The sequence below is a fragment of the Candidatus Rokuibacteriota bacterium genome, assembly GCA_016188005.1.
GTDB lineage: Bacteria > Methylomirabilota > Methylomirabilia > Rokubacteriales > CSP1-6 > UBA12499.
The window spans coordinates 15,480-30,902 of sequence record JACPIQ010000042.1 but is presented as its reverse complement, the minus strand read 5'-3'; the positions used below and the strand labels follow the sequence as shown (position 1 = coordinate 30,902).

The following is a 15,423-nucleotide window of genomic DNA, read 5'->3' as shown; positions in this document are numbered from 1 at the left end:
TGGCCTAGACGGAGACGACGGGGCCCGTGCCGACGAGGGTGCGGATCAGCTCGATCTCGCCCAGATGAGTCAACCCGTGGGTGAGCACGACCTGGCCCAGCGCGCGGATGGCGGGCATCTCCCCCAGCGGCTTGACGACCACGGTCTTCTCGAGCGTCGCGGGATCGGCCCCGGCGAACAGCTCGTCAGTGCTCGCCCACACCTGCCGCACGTACTCCCTGAACAGCGGGACGTCCTTGATGCGGAGGGCCTGTGCCTCCGCCACGGGCATGCCCGTCCCCTGGGCCACGGGCGGCAGGCCAAGCCGCTCGGCGTAGCCGCCCTCGGTCCAGACAGTGGGCCGCCGGTTCTGGATCACGAAGCGCACCACGTTGTCCTCCGTGCGGACGAGATGCCAGATCTCGAAGGCGATGGTGTTGGCCCCGGGGTGGCCGCCCGGCACCGCGTGCAGCTGCTCCGGGGTGAGGTCGGCGGTGGCCTTGTCCAGCGAACGGTGAAGCTGCGTGATCCCGGCCTTGATGAACTCGGCGGCGGTGAGCATGGGTGCGCCCCCTCCGTGTGGGCTGACCCATCATAGCCCAGCCCTCCGGCCCCGGGGGCTCCCGGCGCAGATCGCCGGGCAGAGCTTGCCGGAGATGAGTAGCATATGGGGCGTCGCAGGAGCCGGAAGCTCCCCTCAACCGACCACGCGCACAGGAGGCGCCAAGGCATGTCCGAGATGGATGGGGGACTCAAGCTCGGCCAGAAGGTGCCGGACTTCTCGCTCACCACGTACGAACCGGCCAGGGGCGACTTCGGCAAGCTCAGCCTGTCGGAGCAGCTCGCCAAGAAGCGCTGGACCATCCTCTTCTTCTATCCGGCCGACTTCACGTTCGTCTGAGCGACCGAGTTCGCTGCTCTGGCAGAGCAGCACGAGCGGTTCGTCAGGATGGGGTGTGATATCGTCACGGTGAGCACGGACACCCAGTTCGTGCACCTGGCGTGGCAGCGGGACGAGAAGGAGCTGGCCCAGGTCAAGTACCCGATGGGCGCCGACCCCACGGGGAAGGTCTCGCGGATGTTCGGCGTCTACGACGAGGGCACGGGGCTGGCGCTCCGGGGGACGTTCATCATCAACCCCGAGGGTACGCTGCTCAACTCCGAGGTGAACTTCTACAACATGGGCCGCAACATCGACGAGCTGCTGCGGAAGTTCAAGGCCAACATCTACATGGCCAAGAAGACCAACGAGGCCTGTCCGTCCAAGTGGAAGGACGAGGGGGACAAGACGCTGGTCAACCCCGGCGCCAAGATGGTCGGCAGGGTCCACGAGGCGCTCAAGGGCTGAGCCTGCGCTCGGCCGGCTGCGCGCAGCGCGCCCCGCGCAACCGGCCGGGCGGGATCTTGGCCGTTGCCACCTCCCCAGCTTTCGTCCATAGTAGCGTCCATGAGCTCCTTTCCGCTGGCGCTCGCGGGGGTCCGCGTCATCGATCTCTCGCGCGTCATCGCGGGCCCCTGGTGCGGGGCGCTGCTCGCCGATCTCGGCGCGGACGTGATCAAGATCGAGGACACGGGCCAGGGCGACGAGTCGCGCACCTGGCCGCCGTACCGGGACGGGGAGGCCGCGGCCTACCTCCTCTTCAACCGCAACAAGCGCGGGATGGCGCTGGACCTCAAGGCTCCCGAGGGGGCGCAGGTCGTCAGGGACCTCGCCCGCGGGGCCGATGCCCTCGTCGAGAACTTCCGCACCGGCACCATGGAGTCCTTCGGCCTCGGCTACGAGGGGCTCGCCGATATCAACCCGCGGCTCATCTACTGCTCCGTCTCGGCCTTCGGCCGGACCGGCCCCCGCAAGGACAGCCCCGGCTATGAGGCGCTGATGCAGGCCTTCAGCGGCATCATGTCCATCACCGGCGAGCCCGGCGGCCAGCCGGTGCGAGCCGGCGTCTCCTTCCTGGACCTCTCCACGGGGATCCTCTGCGCGCTGGGCATCTCGGCGGCGCTGCTCCAGCGCCAGCGCACCGGCCTCGGGCAGCGCGTGGACGCCTCCCTCCTCGAGACGGCCGTGAGCCTGCTGGCCTTCCACGCGGAGGGGTACCTGCTGACCGGGGCGCTGCCGCGCGCGCTCGGGTCCGGCCACCCGTCGCTCTCGCCCTACCGGAACTTCCGCTGCAAGGATGGCCAGTGGATCTTCATCGCCGCGGCTAACGACCGCTTCTGGCAGAAGCTCGCCCACGCGCTGGGCCGCGAGGACCTGGCCGCCGACCCGCGCTTCGCCCGGAACGAGCAGCGCGTCGAGCACCGCGCCGAGCTGGAGGCGATCCTCGAGGACACCATCGCCGGTCACGAGCGCGAGCCGCTGCTGGCGCTCCTCGAGCGGGCGGACGTGCCCGCGACGCCGGTGAACACCGTGGACCAGGTCATGCGCGATCCCCAGACCGTCCAGAGCGGCATCGTCCAGCGGGCGCGGCACCCGCGGCTGGGGGAGATCCCCGTGGTGGGAACGCCGCTCAGGTTCTCGCGGATGGCGCCCGGCGTGCGACAGGCCGCTCCGCTGCGCGGCGAGCACACCGACGAGATCCTGGCCGAGTGCGGCTACGCGCCGGAGCGCATCCAGGCCCTTCGCGACCGGAAGGTCGTCCTCTAGCCCCGCAGAGGAGAGGCATGCTGAAGCGATCGCAGATCACCATGTCCGGCGCCGAGCTGGAGGCCTTCCTCGCGCAGGAGCGCGTCGTCACCTGCGCCACCATGGGCCCCAACGGGCGCCCGCACCTCATGCCGCTCTGGTACGTCGCCGACGGCACGATCATCACCACCTGGACCTTCGGCAAGTCGCAGAAGGTGCGGAACCTCGAGCGGCTTCCGCGGGCGACGCTGCAGGTGGAGGCGGGCGACCGCTACGTCGAGCTGCGCGGCGCCATGCTCGAATGCGACGTGGAGCTGATCCGCGACCTCCCCGCCGTCACCGAGATCGGGCTGCGCCTCGGCGTCCGCTACGCCGCGGCCACGGGAGGCACTGTGCCGACGGAGGAGCGGCGACAGCTGGTCGCCAGGCAGGCGCCCAAGCGCATCGGCCTGCGCTTCCACCCGACCCGCATCGTCACCTGGGACCACCGCAAGCTCGGCACCGGGTACTGAGAGGAGAGCCCACAATGGCATCGGGCCTCACCCAGAAGGTCCTCCACGTGGATCTGTCGTCCCGCCGGACGCGTGTCGAGGAGATCCCCGAAGCCATCCTCCGCACGTACATGGGCGGAGGGGCGCTCGCCTGCCATCTCCTCCTCCGCGAGCTGCCCCCGCGGGTGGATCCCCTGGGTCCCGACAACGTGCTCGTCTTCACCACGAGCGTGATCAACGGGATGTCGCTGTCGGGCACCAACCGCTACACCGCCGCGGCCAAGTCACCCCTCACCGGCGGTTACGGCGAGTCGGAGGCGGGCGGCTGGTGGGCGCCCGAGCTGCGTGCGGCCGGCTTCGACGGGCTGGCCATCCGCGGGCGCTCCGAGAGCCCGGTGTATCTGTGGATCAAGGACGGCGAGGTCGAGTTCCGGGACGCGAGCGCCCACTGGGGGCGGCTGTCGGGCGAGGTGCAGGACGGGCTCGAGCAGGAGCTGGGCGACAGGCGCATCCGCGTGCTGCAGACCGGGGTGGCCGGCGAGAAGCTCGTGCGCTTCGCGGCCATCGTGAACCAGCTCAAGCACTTCCACGGCCGCTCGGGGCTCGGCGCCGTCATGGGGTCGAAGCGCCTCAAGGCCATCGCCGTGCGGGGCAGCAAGCCCCCCGTGGCGCAGGACAAGGCCGCGGCCAAGACGGCGCTCAGCTGGTTCCGCGAGCACTACGACCGCGCCCACGACCGCTTCCATCAGGTGGGCACGGCCGGCGGGGTGCTGGCGCTGGAGGCCAGCGGCATCCTGCCCACCCGCAACTTCCGCGACGGCTCCTTCGAGCACGCCCGGGCCATCAGCGGCCAGACGATGGCCGAGACCATCCTGGTCAACCGCGGCACCTGCTACGCCTGCGCCGTGGCCTGCAAGCGCGAGGTCGAGATCAAGGACGAGGGGGTGGAGCCCAGGTACGGCGGGCCCGAGTACGAGACCGTGGCCGCCACGGGGTCCCTCTGCGGCGTGGGCGATCTCCACGCCGTGGCCAGGATCAACCAGCTCATGGGGCAGTACGTGATGGACTCGATCTCCACGGGCGCCGTCATCGCCTTCGCCATGGAGTGCTTCGAGCACGGCATCCTGACGACGCAGGACACCGGCGGCCTCGAGCTGACCTGGGGCAATGCCCGGGCCGTCGAGACGCTGGTGGGCATGATCGGCCGGCGCGAGGGCCTCGGCGACCTCCTGGCCGAGGGGGCGCGCCTGGCGGCGCGGCGGATCGGCAAGGGCGCCGAGCGCTTCGCGCTGCACGTCAAGGGGCAGGAGCTGCCCATGCACGACCCGCGCGGCAAGAAGGGCCTCTCGCTGGCCTACGCGGTGTCGCCCACGGGGGCCGACCACATGGAGGCGCCCCACGATCCGTTCTACGCGGGCTTCCACCCCCAGGGGCACCCGCTTGGCTCGCTGGGGCTCATCGAGCCGCTGGACCCGCTGACGCTGGACGCCAAGAAGGTCCGTGCCTTCTTCGTCACCCAGCAGGTGTGGAGCTTCTACAACTGCGTCGGGATGTGCGACTTCGTCGGCACACCGCTCAACGCCCTCGGGCTCGAGCCGCTGGTCGACTACGTCAACGGGGTCACCGGCTGGAACCTGAGCCTCTACGAGATGATGAAGGTGGGCGAGCGCGCCAACACCCTGATGCGCCTCTTCAACTGCCGCGAGGGGTTCACCCCGGAGGACGACCTCCTGCCGAAGCGGCTCCACGAGGGCATCGGCAACGGCCCGCTCAAGGGCGAAAAGATCGACCCGGCCGAGTTCCTGGCGGCGCGCAGGCTCTATTACGAGATGGCGGGCTGGGACCCCGACACGGGCCGGCCCACCGCGGCCAAGCTCGCCGAACTGGGCCTGGACGAGGCGCTCGCCCGGTCCGCGGGAGCCTGACGCCCGCCCCTCACCTGCTCCGGACGAAGCCCTCGAAGGGCCCCGAGACCCGGATCACCTCGTTGACGGGCCACGCGCTGCGGTGGATGACCACGACGAACAGGCTGCCGGCGATGCCCGCCCGCTGCGTCTCCGCGGTGATCGGCGCGAAGGCCAGTGCCCGGGGGAAGTCCCCGTTGGTGAAGCGGGCGAACTCGATCTGCTCGCCGCCGGGGCCCAGGATGAAGAGCTGCGAGCCGTGACGGTCAGCCACGAAGAGCCGGCCGCCGGGGCTCACCGCCATCCCGGCGGCCACCGGCCCGCGGAGGACCAGGCTCGCGGCGCCGTCGGGCGCGACCTTCCAGATCTCCCCCGGTCCGCGCTGCCACGGAGCCTCGGCCTGCCCATCGGCGCCGACCCAGAGCTGACCTCCGGGTCCGGAGGCGAGTAGACGGGGCCGCTTCACGCTCAGCCAGCGCGCGTCCAGCACGTGCCCGGAGGCATCGAGCCGGGCCACGATGTCCTGCTGCCGGTCCGCGACGTAGACGTGGCCGCCGTCGTCGAACGCCGCGGCCTCGGGCTGTCGCAGCAGCGGCGCCTGCCCCTCGGGCGGGGTGCCGCCCGCGAAGAGCGTGGCACGTCCGTCGCTCAACCGGTAGAGGACGCCGATGCGCCGCTCGCGATCGAAGGTGCTCACGAACAGCTCCCGGCTGTTCCGGACGGCGGCGATCTGCGGGTTCCTGAGCGGCGGGCCGTGGAAGTAGCGCGCCTCGCTCCCGGGGGTCAGCCGCGTGCCGCCGGCGGGCACGCGGTACACGGGGTAGAGATCCTCGACCTCGCCGCCGGTGTAGCGGCGCGCCGTCCGTGCGAGGAAGAGGACGCCCGCGTGATCGAAGGCGATGGTCGAGGTGGCCGGGATGCCGCGGCCCGCGCGCCCCGCGTCCGGGTCGAAGCCCTGGCCCGTCACGTAGACCTCGGCGCTGAAGCCCGGCGGCAGGAGCATCTCGGCCGGGGCGGCGGCGGGGGCCCAGAGCAGCGCCATCAACAGGAGCCCGCCTGCCCATCCCCTCGGCATGTCCTGGTCCCTCCCGGGTGCGCCGTCACCTGGCGCACGGGGCCCAGTCTAACCCATCCGGCGCCCGGACGGCTCTCCCCGCGCCGGCCTGGCTCCCCCCGGAGACCAGGCCTCCTCGAGGCGCACGGCGCACGTCTTGAAGTCGGGGTGAAGCGACGGCCCCCGGGCGTGCGTGTAGAATGTCGGCGTGAGCCTCCGTGCGCTGGTCCTCGTCCTGGCCCTGACGGCAACTCAGGCCTGCGCCACCGCGCCCTCACCCCAGTCCCCGACGTGGCTGCTGGAGCAGGTCAAGAGGCTCTCCGCCCCGGACACCGAGGGCCGCGCCTCGGGCACCGAGGGCGCCGACCGCGCCGCCGCGCATGCCGTCTCCGTCTTCCGCCAGGCAGGTCTCCGGCCTGGCGGGGATGCCGGAGGCTATCTCCAGCCCTTCCAGGTGACGACGGGGATCCGGCTGGGCCCGGCCAATGCGCTGCGGATCCTCGCGCCCGCGCCGCTCGGCCTCACGCTCGGACGGGACTACACGCCCCTGGCAGTCTCGGCAGACGGCACCGTCGAGAGCGACCTCGTCTTCGCCGGCTACGGCATCACGGCGCCGGAGCTCGGCTACGACGACTACGCGGGGCTCGAGGTGCGAGACCGGGTCGTGCTGGTCCTGAGCCGCGAGCCGCGGGGGCGGGACCCGTCGAGCCCGTTCAGACGGCCCGAGGCCTACCACTACTCCGAGCGCAGCCACAAGGTCATCAACGCCAGGCAACACGGCGCGCGCGCCATCCTGCTCGTGGAGCATCCGGAGGCCGAGGCGGAGCGCCTGCCGCGGCTGGCCGGCATCAGCCAGCCCTGGGGCGTGCTGGCGGCGTTCGTGACGCGGGCGGTCGCCGACTCGCTCCTGGCGCCAGCCGGCAAGAAGCTCGGCGCCCTGGCCGCGGCCATCGACCAGGCGATGGCCCCGCGCTCGCTGTCTGTGGCCGGGATGCGGGTCCGCCTCGAGGTGAGCCTCACCCGCGAGCGTGGGACGGCGGTCAACGTGGTCGGCATCCTCCCCGGCACCGACCCGGCCCTGGCCGACCAGGCCGTCCTGATCGGCGCCCACTACGATCACCTCGGCCGCGGCGGCGAGGGCTCCCTGGCCCCGGATCTGCTCGGCACCATCCATCCCGGCGCCGACGACAATGCCTCGGGCACGGCGGCCGTGCTCGGAATGGCCCGTGCCTTCGCCGCAGCCGGGGGGGCGCCGCGCACCCTGGTCTTCGTGGCCTTCGCGGGGGAGGAGATGGGGCTGCTCGGCTCGGCCCACCAGGTCGCGCACCCGCCGCTGCCGCTGGACCGCATCGCCCTCATGCTGAACCTGGACATGGTGGGGCGGCTGCGTGAGGGGAAGCTCTATGCCTCCGGAGTGGACAGCGGCACCGGGCTGCGCGCCCTCGTCACCGAGGCCGCCCGGGGACTGCCCCTGGATCTCCAGCTCCGTGGGGATCCCCACGCGCCCTCGGATCACACCTCCTTCTACGCGCGCGGGCGGCCCGTCGTGTTCCTCACCACCGGCGCCCACGAGGAGTACCACCGGCCGTCGGACACCTGGGAGAAGATCTCGGCGCAGGGGCTTGAGACAGTGACCGCCTTCGCCACGCGGCTCGTGGGGGCCGTGGCAGCGGCCCCGGCGGCGCCGACCTATGTGAAGATCGAGGCCCCGCCGGCGCGCGGGCCGAGGGCCGGCGGGTACGGGCCGTATCTCGGCGTCATTCCAGAGTTCGGCGAGTCCCCGCGCCCCGGCGTCAAGGTCAGCTCCGTGCGCGCCGGCAGCCCGGCCGAGAAGGCCGGCGTCCGCGCGGGAGACCTCATCGTGAGATTCGGTCCCGTCACGGTAAAGACGCTCAACGACCTCACCTTCGCGCTGCGTGCCCAGCGCCCGGGCGACCGCGTTGAGCTGCGGCTCCTGCGCGACGGGGCGGAGGAGCGCGTCGAGGCCGTGCTCCAGGAGCGGCGGCAGTGATCCGGTGGCGGCTCGATCGCCGGACGATGCTGCAACTCGGGCTCACCGGCTCCGCCTGGGCGCTGGTGGAGTCCATCCAGGCCCGCCGACGCAGGGCCCAGGCCGCAGCGGTCCCCGCCGACGCCCGGGAGCGCCGGCTCGCGAATCTGCGGCAGCTCACCTTCGGCGGCCAGAACGCCGAGGCCTACTTCGACTGGACCGGCACCCGCCTCGTCTTCCAGTCCACGCGCCCGCCCTTCGGCTGTGACCAGATCTTCACCATGCGCGCCGACGGCGGCGACGTGCGCCTGGTCTCCACCGGCAAGGGACGCACCACCTGCGCCTTCTTCTTCCCCGACGGCCGGCGCATCATCTACGCCTCGACACATCTCGGCGCGCCCGAGTGCCCCGTGGCGCCAGACCGGTCGCAGGGGTATGTCTGGCCCATCTACCGCTCCTACGAGATCTTCGCTGCCGACCTCGACACGGGCGCCCTGACACGGCTCACCCACAACGACGGGTACGACGCCGAGGGGGCCGTCGCGCCGGACGGCCGGCGCATCGTGTTCACCTCGCTGCGGGAGGGGGACCTCGACCTCTACACGATGGACGCGGATGGGGGCCACGTGCGGCGGCTCACCGAGGGCATCGGTTACGACGGCGGGCCCTTCTTCTCCTGGGACGGACGGCACATCGTCTTCCGCGCTGCCCGTCCGGCCCCGGGGGTCGATCTCGACGAGTACCGGTCGCTGCTGGGCCAGTCGCTGGTGCGGCCGCGGCGCCTAGAGATCTTCTACATGCGGACGGACGGCAGCGGTCTCACCCAGGTCACGCGGAACGGCGCCGCCAACTTCGCCCCCTTCATGCATCCGGACTCCCGGCAGATCGTCTTCTCGTCGAATCTCCACGACCCCTCGGGGCGGAGCTTCTCGCTCTACCGGGTGGACGCTGACGGCGGGGGGCTCGAGCGGCTCACCTGGGCCGAGTCGTTCGCCTCGTTCCCCATGTTCTCCCGCGACGGTCGCCAGCTCGTCTTCTGCAGCAATCGCGGCGCCCGCGCCCCGCGCGACCTCGACATCTTCATCGCCGACTGGCTCTAGGGTCAGGCCTTGCAATCCAACACGTCGGCCCTACCGATGTCGTAATGCAAGACCTGACCCCGCGCGGAAGGCGCGGAGCGCCCGTTCGATGCTGCCGCCGGGGCGGCGGACGGCGATGGCGCGCTCGGCGGCCTCCAGCGGCACGGCCCCGGTGAGCGCGACGATGGCGCCCAGCGCCACGAGGTTCGCCCCCATGGCGGTGCCGAGCACGCGCTGGGCCGTGGCGGTGATGGGCAGGGCGTGGCAGGCGAAATCCATGCCCTCCGCCAGGGGCACCTCGTCCCCGTCCACCACGAGTGTCCCGCCGGGCTCGAGCAGGGAGAGGTAGCGATCGCAGGCCACCCGCGTCAGCGCCACCAGGGCGTCCACGCGGTCGGCGCAGGGGAACTCGATCTCGCCGTCGCTGATGATGACCTCCGCCTTGCTGGCGCCGCCGCGGGACTCGGGTCCATAGGCCTGGGCATGGGTGGCATTGCGTCCCGCAGCCACGGCGGCCTCGGCCAGGAGGAGCCCCGCCAGCACGATGCCCTGCCCGCCGGCGCCCGCGAGCCTGATCCGGACGGGGCCGGCGAAGGAGGATCCGTTCCCCGCCGTGGCGCCCGCGGTCCCGGCCGCAGGGGGAACGATCTCGGGGCGCCTCGCTCGTGGCGGCGAGGCTGCCGCGCGCCTGGCCAGCAGCGCGCCGAGGTCGGGCCTCTCCTCGCGGTGGAGGACGCCGGCGTCAAAGGCGGGCGCGGCCCCGCCATGGGGCACGTCGAGCCCCAGCCCCGGAACGAAGCTCTTGTCGGTGAGCTTGGCGCCGAGCCACTGCACATGGCTCCGCTGCGCCTGGAGCATCTCCGGGCCGCGCCCGAGATCGTTGTAGCGGCCGAAGAACTCCGGGCAGTCGCTCGCCACCTCGAGGAAGGAGAAGCCCCGGTGCTGCATGGCCTGGACGATCAGGTCGTCGAGCTGGAGCGGCTGGGCCGTGAGCCCTCGCGCGACGAAGGAGGCGCCCGCGCCCAGCGCGAGCCGGCAGGCGTCGAAGGCGGGCTCGATGGCGCCGCCGGGTGTGATGCTGCTGCGCATGCCCTCGGGCGTCGTGGGCGCGCCCTGGCCTCCCGTCATGCCGTAGACGGCATTGTTGAGGAGCAGGCAGGTGAGGTCCACGTTGCGCCGGGCCGCGTGGATGAGGTGATTGCCGCCGATGGCCAGCCCGTCGCCATCGCCGGTGATGACGATCACGGTGAGCTCCGGCCGCGCGAGCTTGAGGCCCGTGGCGAAGGTGAGCGGGCGGCCGTGCGTGGTGTGCAGCGTGCAGAAGTCCACGTAGCCGACGATGCGGCTCGAGCAGCCGATGCCGGAGACGAAGACCACCTCGTCCTGCCTGAGCCCGAGCCGGTGAATGGCGCGCAGGATGGCCTTCAGCACGATGCCGTGGCCGCAGCCCGGGCAGAGGATATGCGGCATCATGTCCAGGCGCAGGTACTGCCGGTAGTCGATCTGCTCCGGGGCCACCATGCTCATCGGGAGGCTCCGGCCGGCGCCTGCCGCTCGAGGCTTGCGAGCACATCCTCCGGCATCAGCGGCAGCCCGTCCGCGCGCAGGCACGGCAGCACGGGCACCCGCCCGCCCAGGGCGCGCTCCACCTCGCCCAGCATCTGCCCCATGTTCATCTCGGCGACGACGACTCGCCGCGCCCGGCCCGCGATCCCCGCCAGCTCCCGGTCGGGGAAGGGCCAGAGCGTCCGCGGACGGAAGAGACCGACCCGCTCGCCGCGGGCCCGCGCCAGGGTCATCGCCCGACGCGCGGCGCGAGCGGCGATGCCGATGGCCACGACGACGGTCTCGGCGTCCTCCACTCCCGTGGCCTCCCAGGAAACGATCTCCTGGCGCCCGCGCTCGAGCTTGGCGCAGAGCCGCTCCTGCAGGCGGGCCACCTCGGCAGCCTCCTGCGTCGGGTAGCCGCGCTCGTCGTGGGTGAGCCCGGTGACGTGGAAGCGGTAGCCCGAGCCGAAATCCGCCAAGGGAGGCACGCCGCTCTCGGTGGCGGCATACGGGCGGTAGCCGGCGGCGGGGCCCCCGGGGCGCGGCCGCTCCCCGAGCACCAGCGTCGCCGGGTCGGGCAGCCACACCCGCTCGCGCACATGCCCCACCACCTCGTCGTAGAGGAGGATCACGGGGGTTCGGTAGCGCTCGGACAGGTTGAAGGCCTCCACCGTGAGGGCGTACACCTCCGCCACGGACGCCGGCGCCAGCACGATGATCGGGTGGTCGCCGTGCGTCCCCCAGCGCGCTTGCATGACGTCGCCCTGGGCGGGGCTGGTGGGGAGCCCCGTGCTCGGCCCGGCGCGCATCACATCGACGACGACGCAGGGGATCTCGGTGAAGGCGGCGTAGCCGAGATGCTCCTGCATGAGGGAGAAGCCGGGCCCGCTGGAGGCAGTCATGGCCTTGCGCCCCGCCAGCGAGGCTCCGAGCACCGCGCCCATGGAGGCGATCTCGTCTTCCATCTGGAGGAAGACGCCACCGCGCGGCGGCAACGCGATGGCCATGGCCTCGGCGATCTCCGAGGAGGGGGTGATGGGATAGCCCGCGTAGAAGCGGCAGCCGGCGTCCAGCGCCGCGCGCGCGCAGGCCTGGTTGCCCTGGACCAGCTCGCCGCCTCCCGCCACCTCAGGTCCCCTCGTGGACAGCGATGGCGAAGTCGGGGCAGAGCAATTCACAGAGCCGGCAGCCGGTGCAGGCCTCCTCCCGGAGGACGCGCACCGTGTCCGCGCCCCGGCCCCCGCGAGCCGAACCGATGGCCAGGATGCGCTCGGGGCAGACGCGCACGCAGATCTCGCAGGCTCGGCCCTTGCACCATGCCTCCGTGATCTCGAGACGCGCCGCCCGGCCGCGTCCACGCGCATGCCCGTTGGTGGCGGCGGCGGCACGCGCGGCATGGGCCAGCGTTTCCGCGGGGAAGCCGAGCGCCCGGCCGGCCGCGAAGGCCTTCTCGTTGGCGGCCACGGTGGCGCGCGGCACGTGGTCGTCCAGGGAGCCGCGCCAGGCCTCGTCCGGGAACGGCAGCAAGGGCGCCAGCACACCGAGCAGGACGCTGTTCTGGGCCTTGGGGCTGCCGACCAGGCCCGCCATCTCCATGGCGTCGCAGGCCCGCACGTCGCCCACCTCGCTGATCAGGGCGTCCAGCGCCAGCGCGGGGTAGGCCGTCCCTCCCCCGAGCCTGTCGCGGCAGGCGCCGGGTGGCACGGTGCGCTGGAGATTGATGACGAGCGGGCCGCCCCGGCGCAGATACGGCAGCGCCCGCAGCCCCTCGTTCCACTCCATGGCGACCACGGCGTCGGCCCGGCCCGCCTCGATGAGCGGCGAGTGGACGCCCCGGCCGAAGCGCAGGTGGGAGGAGACGACCCCCCCGCGCTGTGACATGCCGTGCACCTCGCTCTGCTTGACGTCCCAGCCTGCCCGGAGCGCGGCATCGGCCACGATGGCGCTGGCCAGCACCACTCCCTGCCCGCCGACACCGATGAGGAGGATGCTGCCGCCGTCCTGCATCATCGCTTCCGGCTCCACCCCGGCACGGGCACCATGGCCTCGGTGGGGCACACCTGGGCGCAGAGCGTGCACCCGGTGCACGTCGGGACGTCGATCTGGACCTTCCGCCGCCCGTCGTGCCAGGCCTCGCTCCAGGTGATGGAGGGACAGCCGAGGTTCATGCAGGCCTGGCAGGCGGTGCAGCGCTCGTCGAGCACGTGGAAGGGATGGTCCCGCACCTTCGCGGGCGCCTCCACGCAGGGGCGGTTGGTGATCACCACGGAGAGGCCAGGCGCCGCGGCGGCCTGCTCGAGGGCCACGTGCGTCGCGGCGATGTCATAGGGGTCCACGACGCGCACCGACGAGGCGCCGAGGACGCGGCAGAGCTCCGGCAGGTCCACCACGGAGGCCGCATCGCCGCGGATCGTCACCCCCGCGGCGGGGTGGGCCTGGCCCCCCGTCATGGCGGTGGTGGCGTTGTCCAGGATGAGCACCGTCATCCGCGTGCCGTTGTAGGCGGCGTCGGCCAGCGCGGGAATCCCGGCGTGCAGGAACGTGGAGTCGCCGATGGCGGCCACGACGGGCCCGGGAGCGCCTCCCGAGCGCGCCAGCCCGATGGCCATGCCGATGCTCGAGCCCATGGCCACCGTGGAGTCCATGGCCGTGAGCGGCTCGGTGGCCGCCAGGGTGTAGCAGCCGATGTCACCGGCCACCACCGCTCCCAGCGCGCGGAGGGCCAGGAACGGCGCCACGTGAGGGCACCCGGGGCACATCACCGGGGGGCGCGTCAGGGTCGGCCCCAGGGATCGCGAGGCTGCCTCGGTGGGCGGCAGGCACCCCGCGAGCTCGAAGCCACGCCGGACGGACTCGGGCGCCAGCTCACCCACGCGCGAGAAGTGGGTCTTGCCCTCGACGGCCAGGCCCAGGGCGCGCACCTGCTCCTCGAGGAAGGGCTCCAGCTCCTCGACCACGAGGAGGCGGCCGACGCCCGCCGCCAGCTCGCGCACCAGCCCCCGCGGCAGCGGGTGGCTCCAGCCGAGCTTGAGGACGCTGGCCTCGGGGAAGACCTCGCGCACGTAGTGGTAGGCGATGCCGCTCGTCACCACGCCCACGGCGCGCCCGCGCCACTCGACGCGGTTCAACGGGCTCCGCTCCACCTCGTGCTCCATCGCCTCGAGCCGCTGGAGCAGGTCCCGATGGCGCGGGCGGGCATGCGCCGGGAGCATCACGAACTTGGCGGGAGCGCGCTCGAAGCCCAGCACGGGAGCGACCTGGATCTGCCCGGGCGCCACGACACCGCGGGCATGGGAGACCCGCGTGGTGGTGCGGATCAGCACGGGCACATCGAAGCGCTCGGAGAGCGCAAAGGCCTCCACCGTGAAGTCGCGCGCCTCCTGGCTGTCCGCGGGCTCGAGCATCGGCACCCCGGCGAAGCGGGCGAAGAGGCGGTTGTCCTGCTCGTTCTGCGAGGAGTGGATGCCGGGATCGTCGGCGCTGACCACGACGAGCCCGGCGCGGACGCCCGTGTAGGCCGCCGTCATGAAGGTGTCGGCCGCGACGTTGAGGCCCACGTGCTTCATGGCGCAGAGCGCCCTGGCTCCCCCCATGGCCGCTCCCAGCGCCACGTCCAGGCCCACCTTCTCGTTGGTGGACCATTCCATGTACACCTGCCGCCCCGGATCCATGCGCACGAGACTCTCCAGGATCTCGGTGCTGGGCGTCCCCGGGTAGCCGGCCGCCACCCGCACGCCCGCCTCCCGGGCACCCCGCGCGATCGCCTCGTTGCCCGAGAGCAGAATCGGCCGGCTGGGGGCCGGCGGGCTCACCGCGGCGGGGTCCGGTGATGCCGTTGGCTTGGATGCGCTCATTCCATCCCCTCGTCGAACACGCTGATGGGACAACTAGTTTTCGACGATAGAGGAGCATGGGGAGCCCTCACAATAGGCCAATTGCACTAGTACGCTATAGCACTTCTTCCCCCCCGAGGAGCAGGGCCCGCGGCCTGGCGATGAGGCGGTCTTCGTCGGCCCTGAGCTCCTGGCCGACGGGTGAGGCGTAGGCGGCACGGAGGCCTTCCAGGCCGTCGAAGCCCAGGATGGCGGCGCGGTAACGCTCGGCCGGCACGGTTCGCGTCTGGACCAGGCGGCCGATCACGTACCGGCGCAGTCCCGGCAGCTGCCGGGCCAGCGGCACGTGGTAGTCCCGGTAATGCCGCTCGGCCTCATCCAGGGTGAAGTGCTCGGAGTTGAAGTCGAAGCTGCCGACCATGTAGAGCATTGGCGCCTCCTCGGGCAAGGGGTAACCGCTGGCTGATCACGAGCGCCTCCCTGGTGCACCACCTCGGCGCCGAACGCACGAATCCTCGGGGTCGGCGGGGCGCCTCTTACCTCCCGGGTAGTCGACAGGGGCCTCCGGCGCCGCGACACTCCGCTGTGAACCCTTCCCGGGAGCGCGATGCCGGTCACTGCCAGCGGATGAAGACCTTCACCTTCGGGTACTCGGGGGGCTTGCCCTCGACGTCTACGATCCGCATCCCCTCCGGCCCCTCCAGGAGGAGGTTGTTGTTGCTGTAGGCGATGTACTTGCCCCAGGCCCGGGGCACGGTGACCTCGTACTTGGCCGCGGCGGTCTGGGCCTGCGCCGGCTCGGGGCGCAGCGCGGCGCCGAGCCCGGCCTCCGGGAGCCACGGGCGCACGGCGATCACGGCCAGCGCCAGCGCGATGACGGTCAACACGGCCTTCGTGTAGCGGTCGGCAATCACGGCGA

General features: G+C 72.2%; 13 protein-coding genes. 6 read left to right on the top strand and 7 right to left on the bottom strand.

Translation table 11 applies throughout. The annotated features are described in order from the left end of the window. Nucleotides 1-4 precede the first annotated feature (4 nt). Nucleotides 5-541 carry a DinB family protein gene (locus HYV93_08635; GenBank protein ID MBI2526032.1) on the bottom strand — a complete coding sequence of 179 codons (537 nt, stop codon included), beginning with the start codon at nt 539-541 and terminating at the stop codon, nt 5-7. Between the two features lie 177 nt (nt 542-718). Here HYV93_08635 and HYV93_08630 point away from each other — a divergent pair, with 177 nt between their 5' ends. The 4 genes from HYV93_08630 to HYV93_08615 all read left to right on the top strand — a co-directional run bounded on the left by HYV93_08630 (nt 719) and on the right by HYV93_08615 (nt 5,021). Continuing rightward, the gene (locus HYV93_08630; protein ID MBI2526031.1) at nt 719-1,327 is read left to right on the top strand and encodes a peroxiredoxin; all 609 of its coding nucleotides are present in this window, start codon (nt 719-721) and stop codon (nt 1,325-1,327) included. Between the two features lie 99 nt (nt 1,328-1,426). Then, the gene (locus tag HYV93_08625; protein MBI2526030.1) at nt 1,427-2,626 is read left to right on the top strand and encodes a CoA transferase; all 1,200 of its coding nucleotides are present in this window, start codon (nt 1,427-1,429) and stop codon (nt 2,624-2,626) included. Between the two features lie 17 nt (nt 2,627-2,643). Then, complete coding sequence (locus tag HYV93_08620; protein ID MBI2526029.1) at nt 2,644-3,117, top strand: pyridoxamine 5'-phosphate oxidase family protein; 474 nt, start codon at nt 2,644-2,646, stop codon at nt 3,115-3,117. A 14-nt stretch (nt 3,118-3,131) separates the two neighbouring features. Then, on the top strand, nt 3,132-5,021 hold the full coding sequence (locus HYV93_08615; GenBank protein ID MBI2526028.1) for an aldehyde ferredoxin oxidoreductase family protein: 1,890 nt from the start codon (nt 3,132-3,134) through the stop codon (nt 5,019-5,021). Between the two features lie 10 nt (nt 5,022-5,031). Here the strand turns inward: HYV93_08615 and HYV93_08610 are convergent, their stop codons facing one another. Continuing rightward, nucleotides 5,032-6,075 carry a hypothetical protein gene (locus HYV93_08610; protein ID MBI2526027.1) on the bottom strand — a complete coding sequence of 348 codons (1,044 nt, stop codon included), beginning with the start codon at nt 6,073-6,075 and terminating at the stop codon, nt 5,032-5,034. A gap of 187 nt (nt 6,076-6,262) precedes the next feature. Between HYV93_08610 and HYV93_08605 the strand changes: the two genes are divergently transcribed. Both HYV93_08605 and HYV93_08600 read left to right on the top strand, forming a co-directional pair. Beyond that, nucleotides 6,263-8,065 (top strand): M28 family peptidase, encoded by a 1,803-nt coding sequence (locus HYV93_08605; protein MBI2526026.1) that lies wholly within the window; start codon nt 6,263-6,265, stop codon nt 8,063-8,065. 26 nt (nt 8,066-8,091) lie between these two features. Then, nucleotides 8,092-9,144: a PD40 domain-containing protein gene (locus HYV93_08600; GenBank protein ID MBI2526025.1), complete on the top strand. Its 1,053-nt coding sequence runs from the start codon at nt 8,092-8,094 to the stop codon at nt 9,142-9,144. Nucleotides 9,145-9,174: 30 nt separating this feature from the next. Here the strand turns inward: HYV93_08600 and HYV93_08595 are convergent, their stop codons facing one another. From HYV93_08595 to HYV93_08575, 5 genes are all read right to left on the bottom strand, one after another. Next, a complete protein-coding gene (locus HYV93_08595; GenBank protein MBI2526024.1) occupies nt 9,175-10,650 on the bottom strand; it encodes a 2-oxoacid:acceptor oxidoreductase family protein in 1,476 nt (491 codons plus the stop codon). Further along, nucleotides 10,647-12,035 carry a 2-oxoacid:acceptor oxidoreductase subunit alpha gene (locus tag HYV93_08590; GenBank protein MBI2526023.1) on the bottom strand — a complete coding sequence of 463 codons (1,389 nt, stop codon included), beginning with the start codon at nt 12,033-12,035 and terminating at the stop codon, nt 10,647-10,649. The genes HYV93_08595 and HYV93_08590 overlap by 4 nt, the downstream gene beginning before the upstream one ends. 642 nt (nt 12,036-12,677) lie before the next feature. Further along, nucleotides 12,678-14,525 carry an indolepyruvate ferredoxin oxidoreductase subunit alpha gene (gene iorA / locus HYV93_08585; GenBank protein ID MBI2526022.1) on the bottom strand — a complete coding sequence of 616 codons (1,848 nt, stop codon included), beginning with the start codon at nt 14,523-14,525 and terminating at the stop codon, nt 12,678-12,680. A 94-nt stretch (nt 14,526-14,619) separates the two neighbouring features. Continuing rightward, on the bottom strand, nt 14,620-14,934 hold the full coding sequence (locus HYV93_08580) for an EthD family reductase (GenBank protein ID MBI2526021.1): 315 nt from the start codon (nt 14,932-14,934) through the stop codon (nt 14,620-14,622). Nucleotides 14,935-15,118: 184 nt separating this feature from the next. Next, nucleotides 15,119-15,418 (bottom strand): hypothetical protein, encoded by a 300-nt coding sequence (locus HYV93_08575; GenBank protein MBI2526020.1) that lies wholly within the window; start codon nt 15,416-15,418, stop codon nt 15,119-15,121. Nucleotides 15,419-15,423 lie beyond the last annotated feature (5 nt).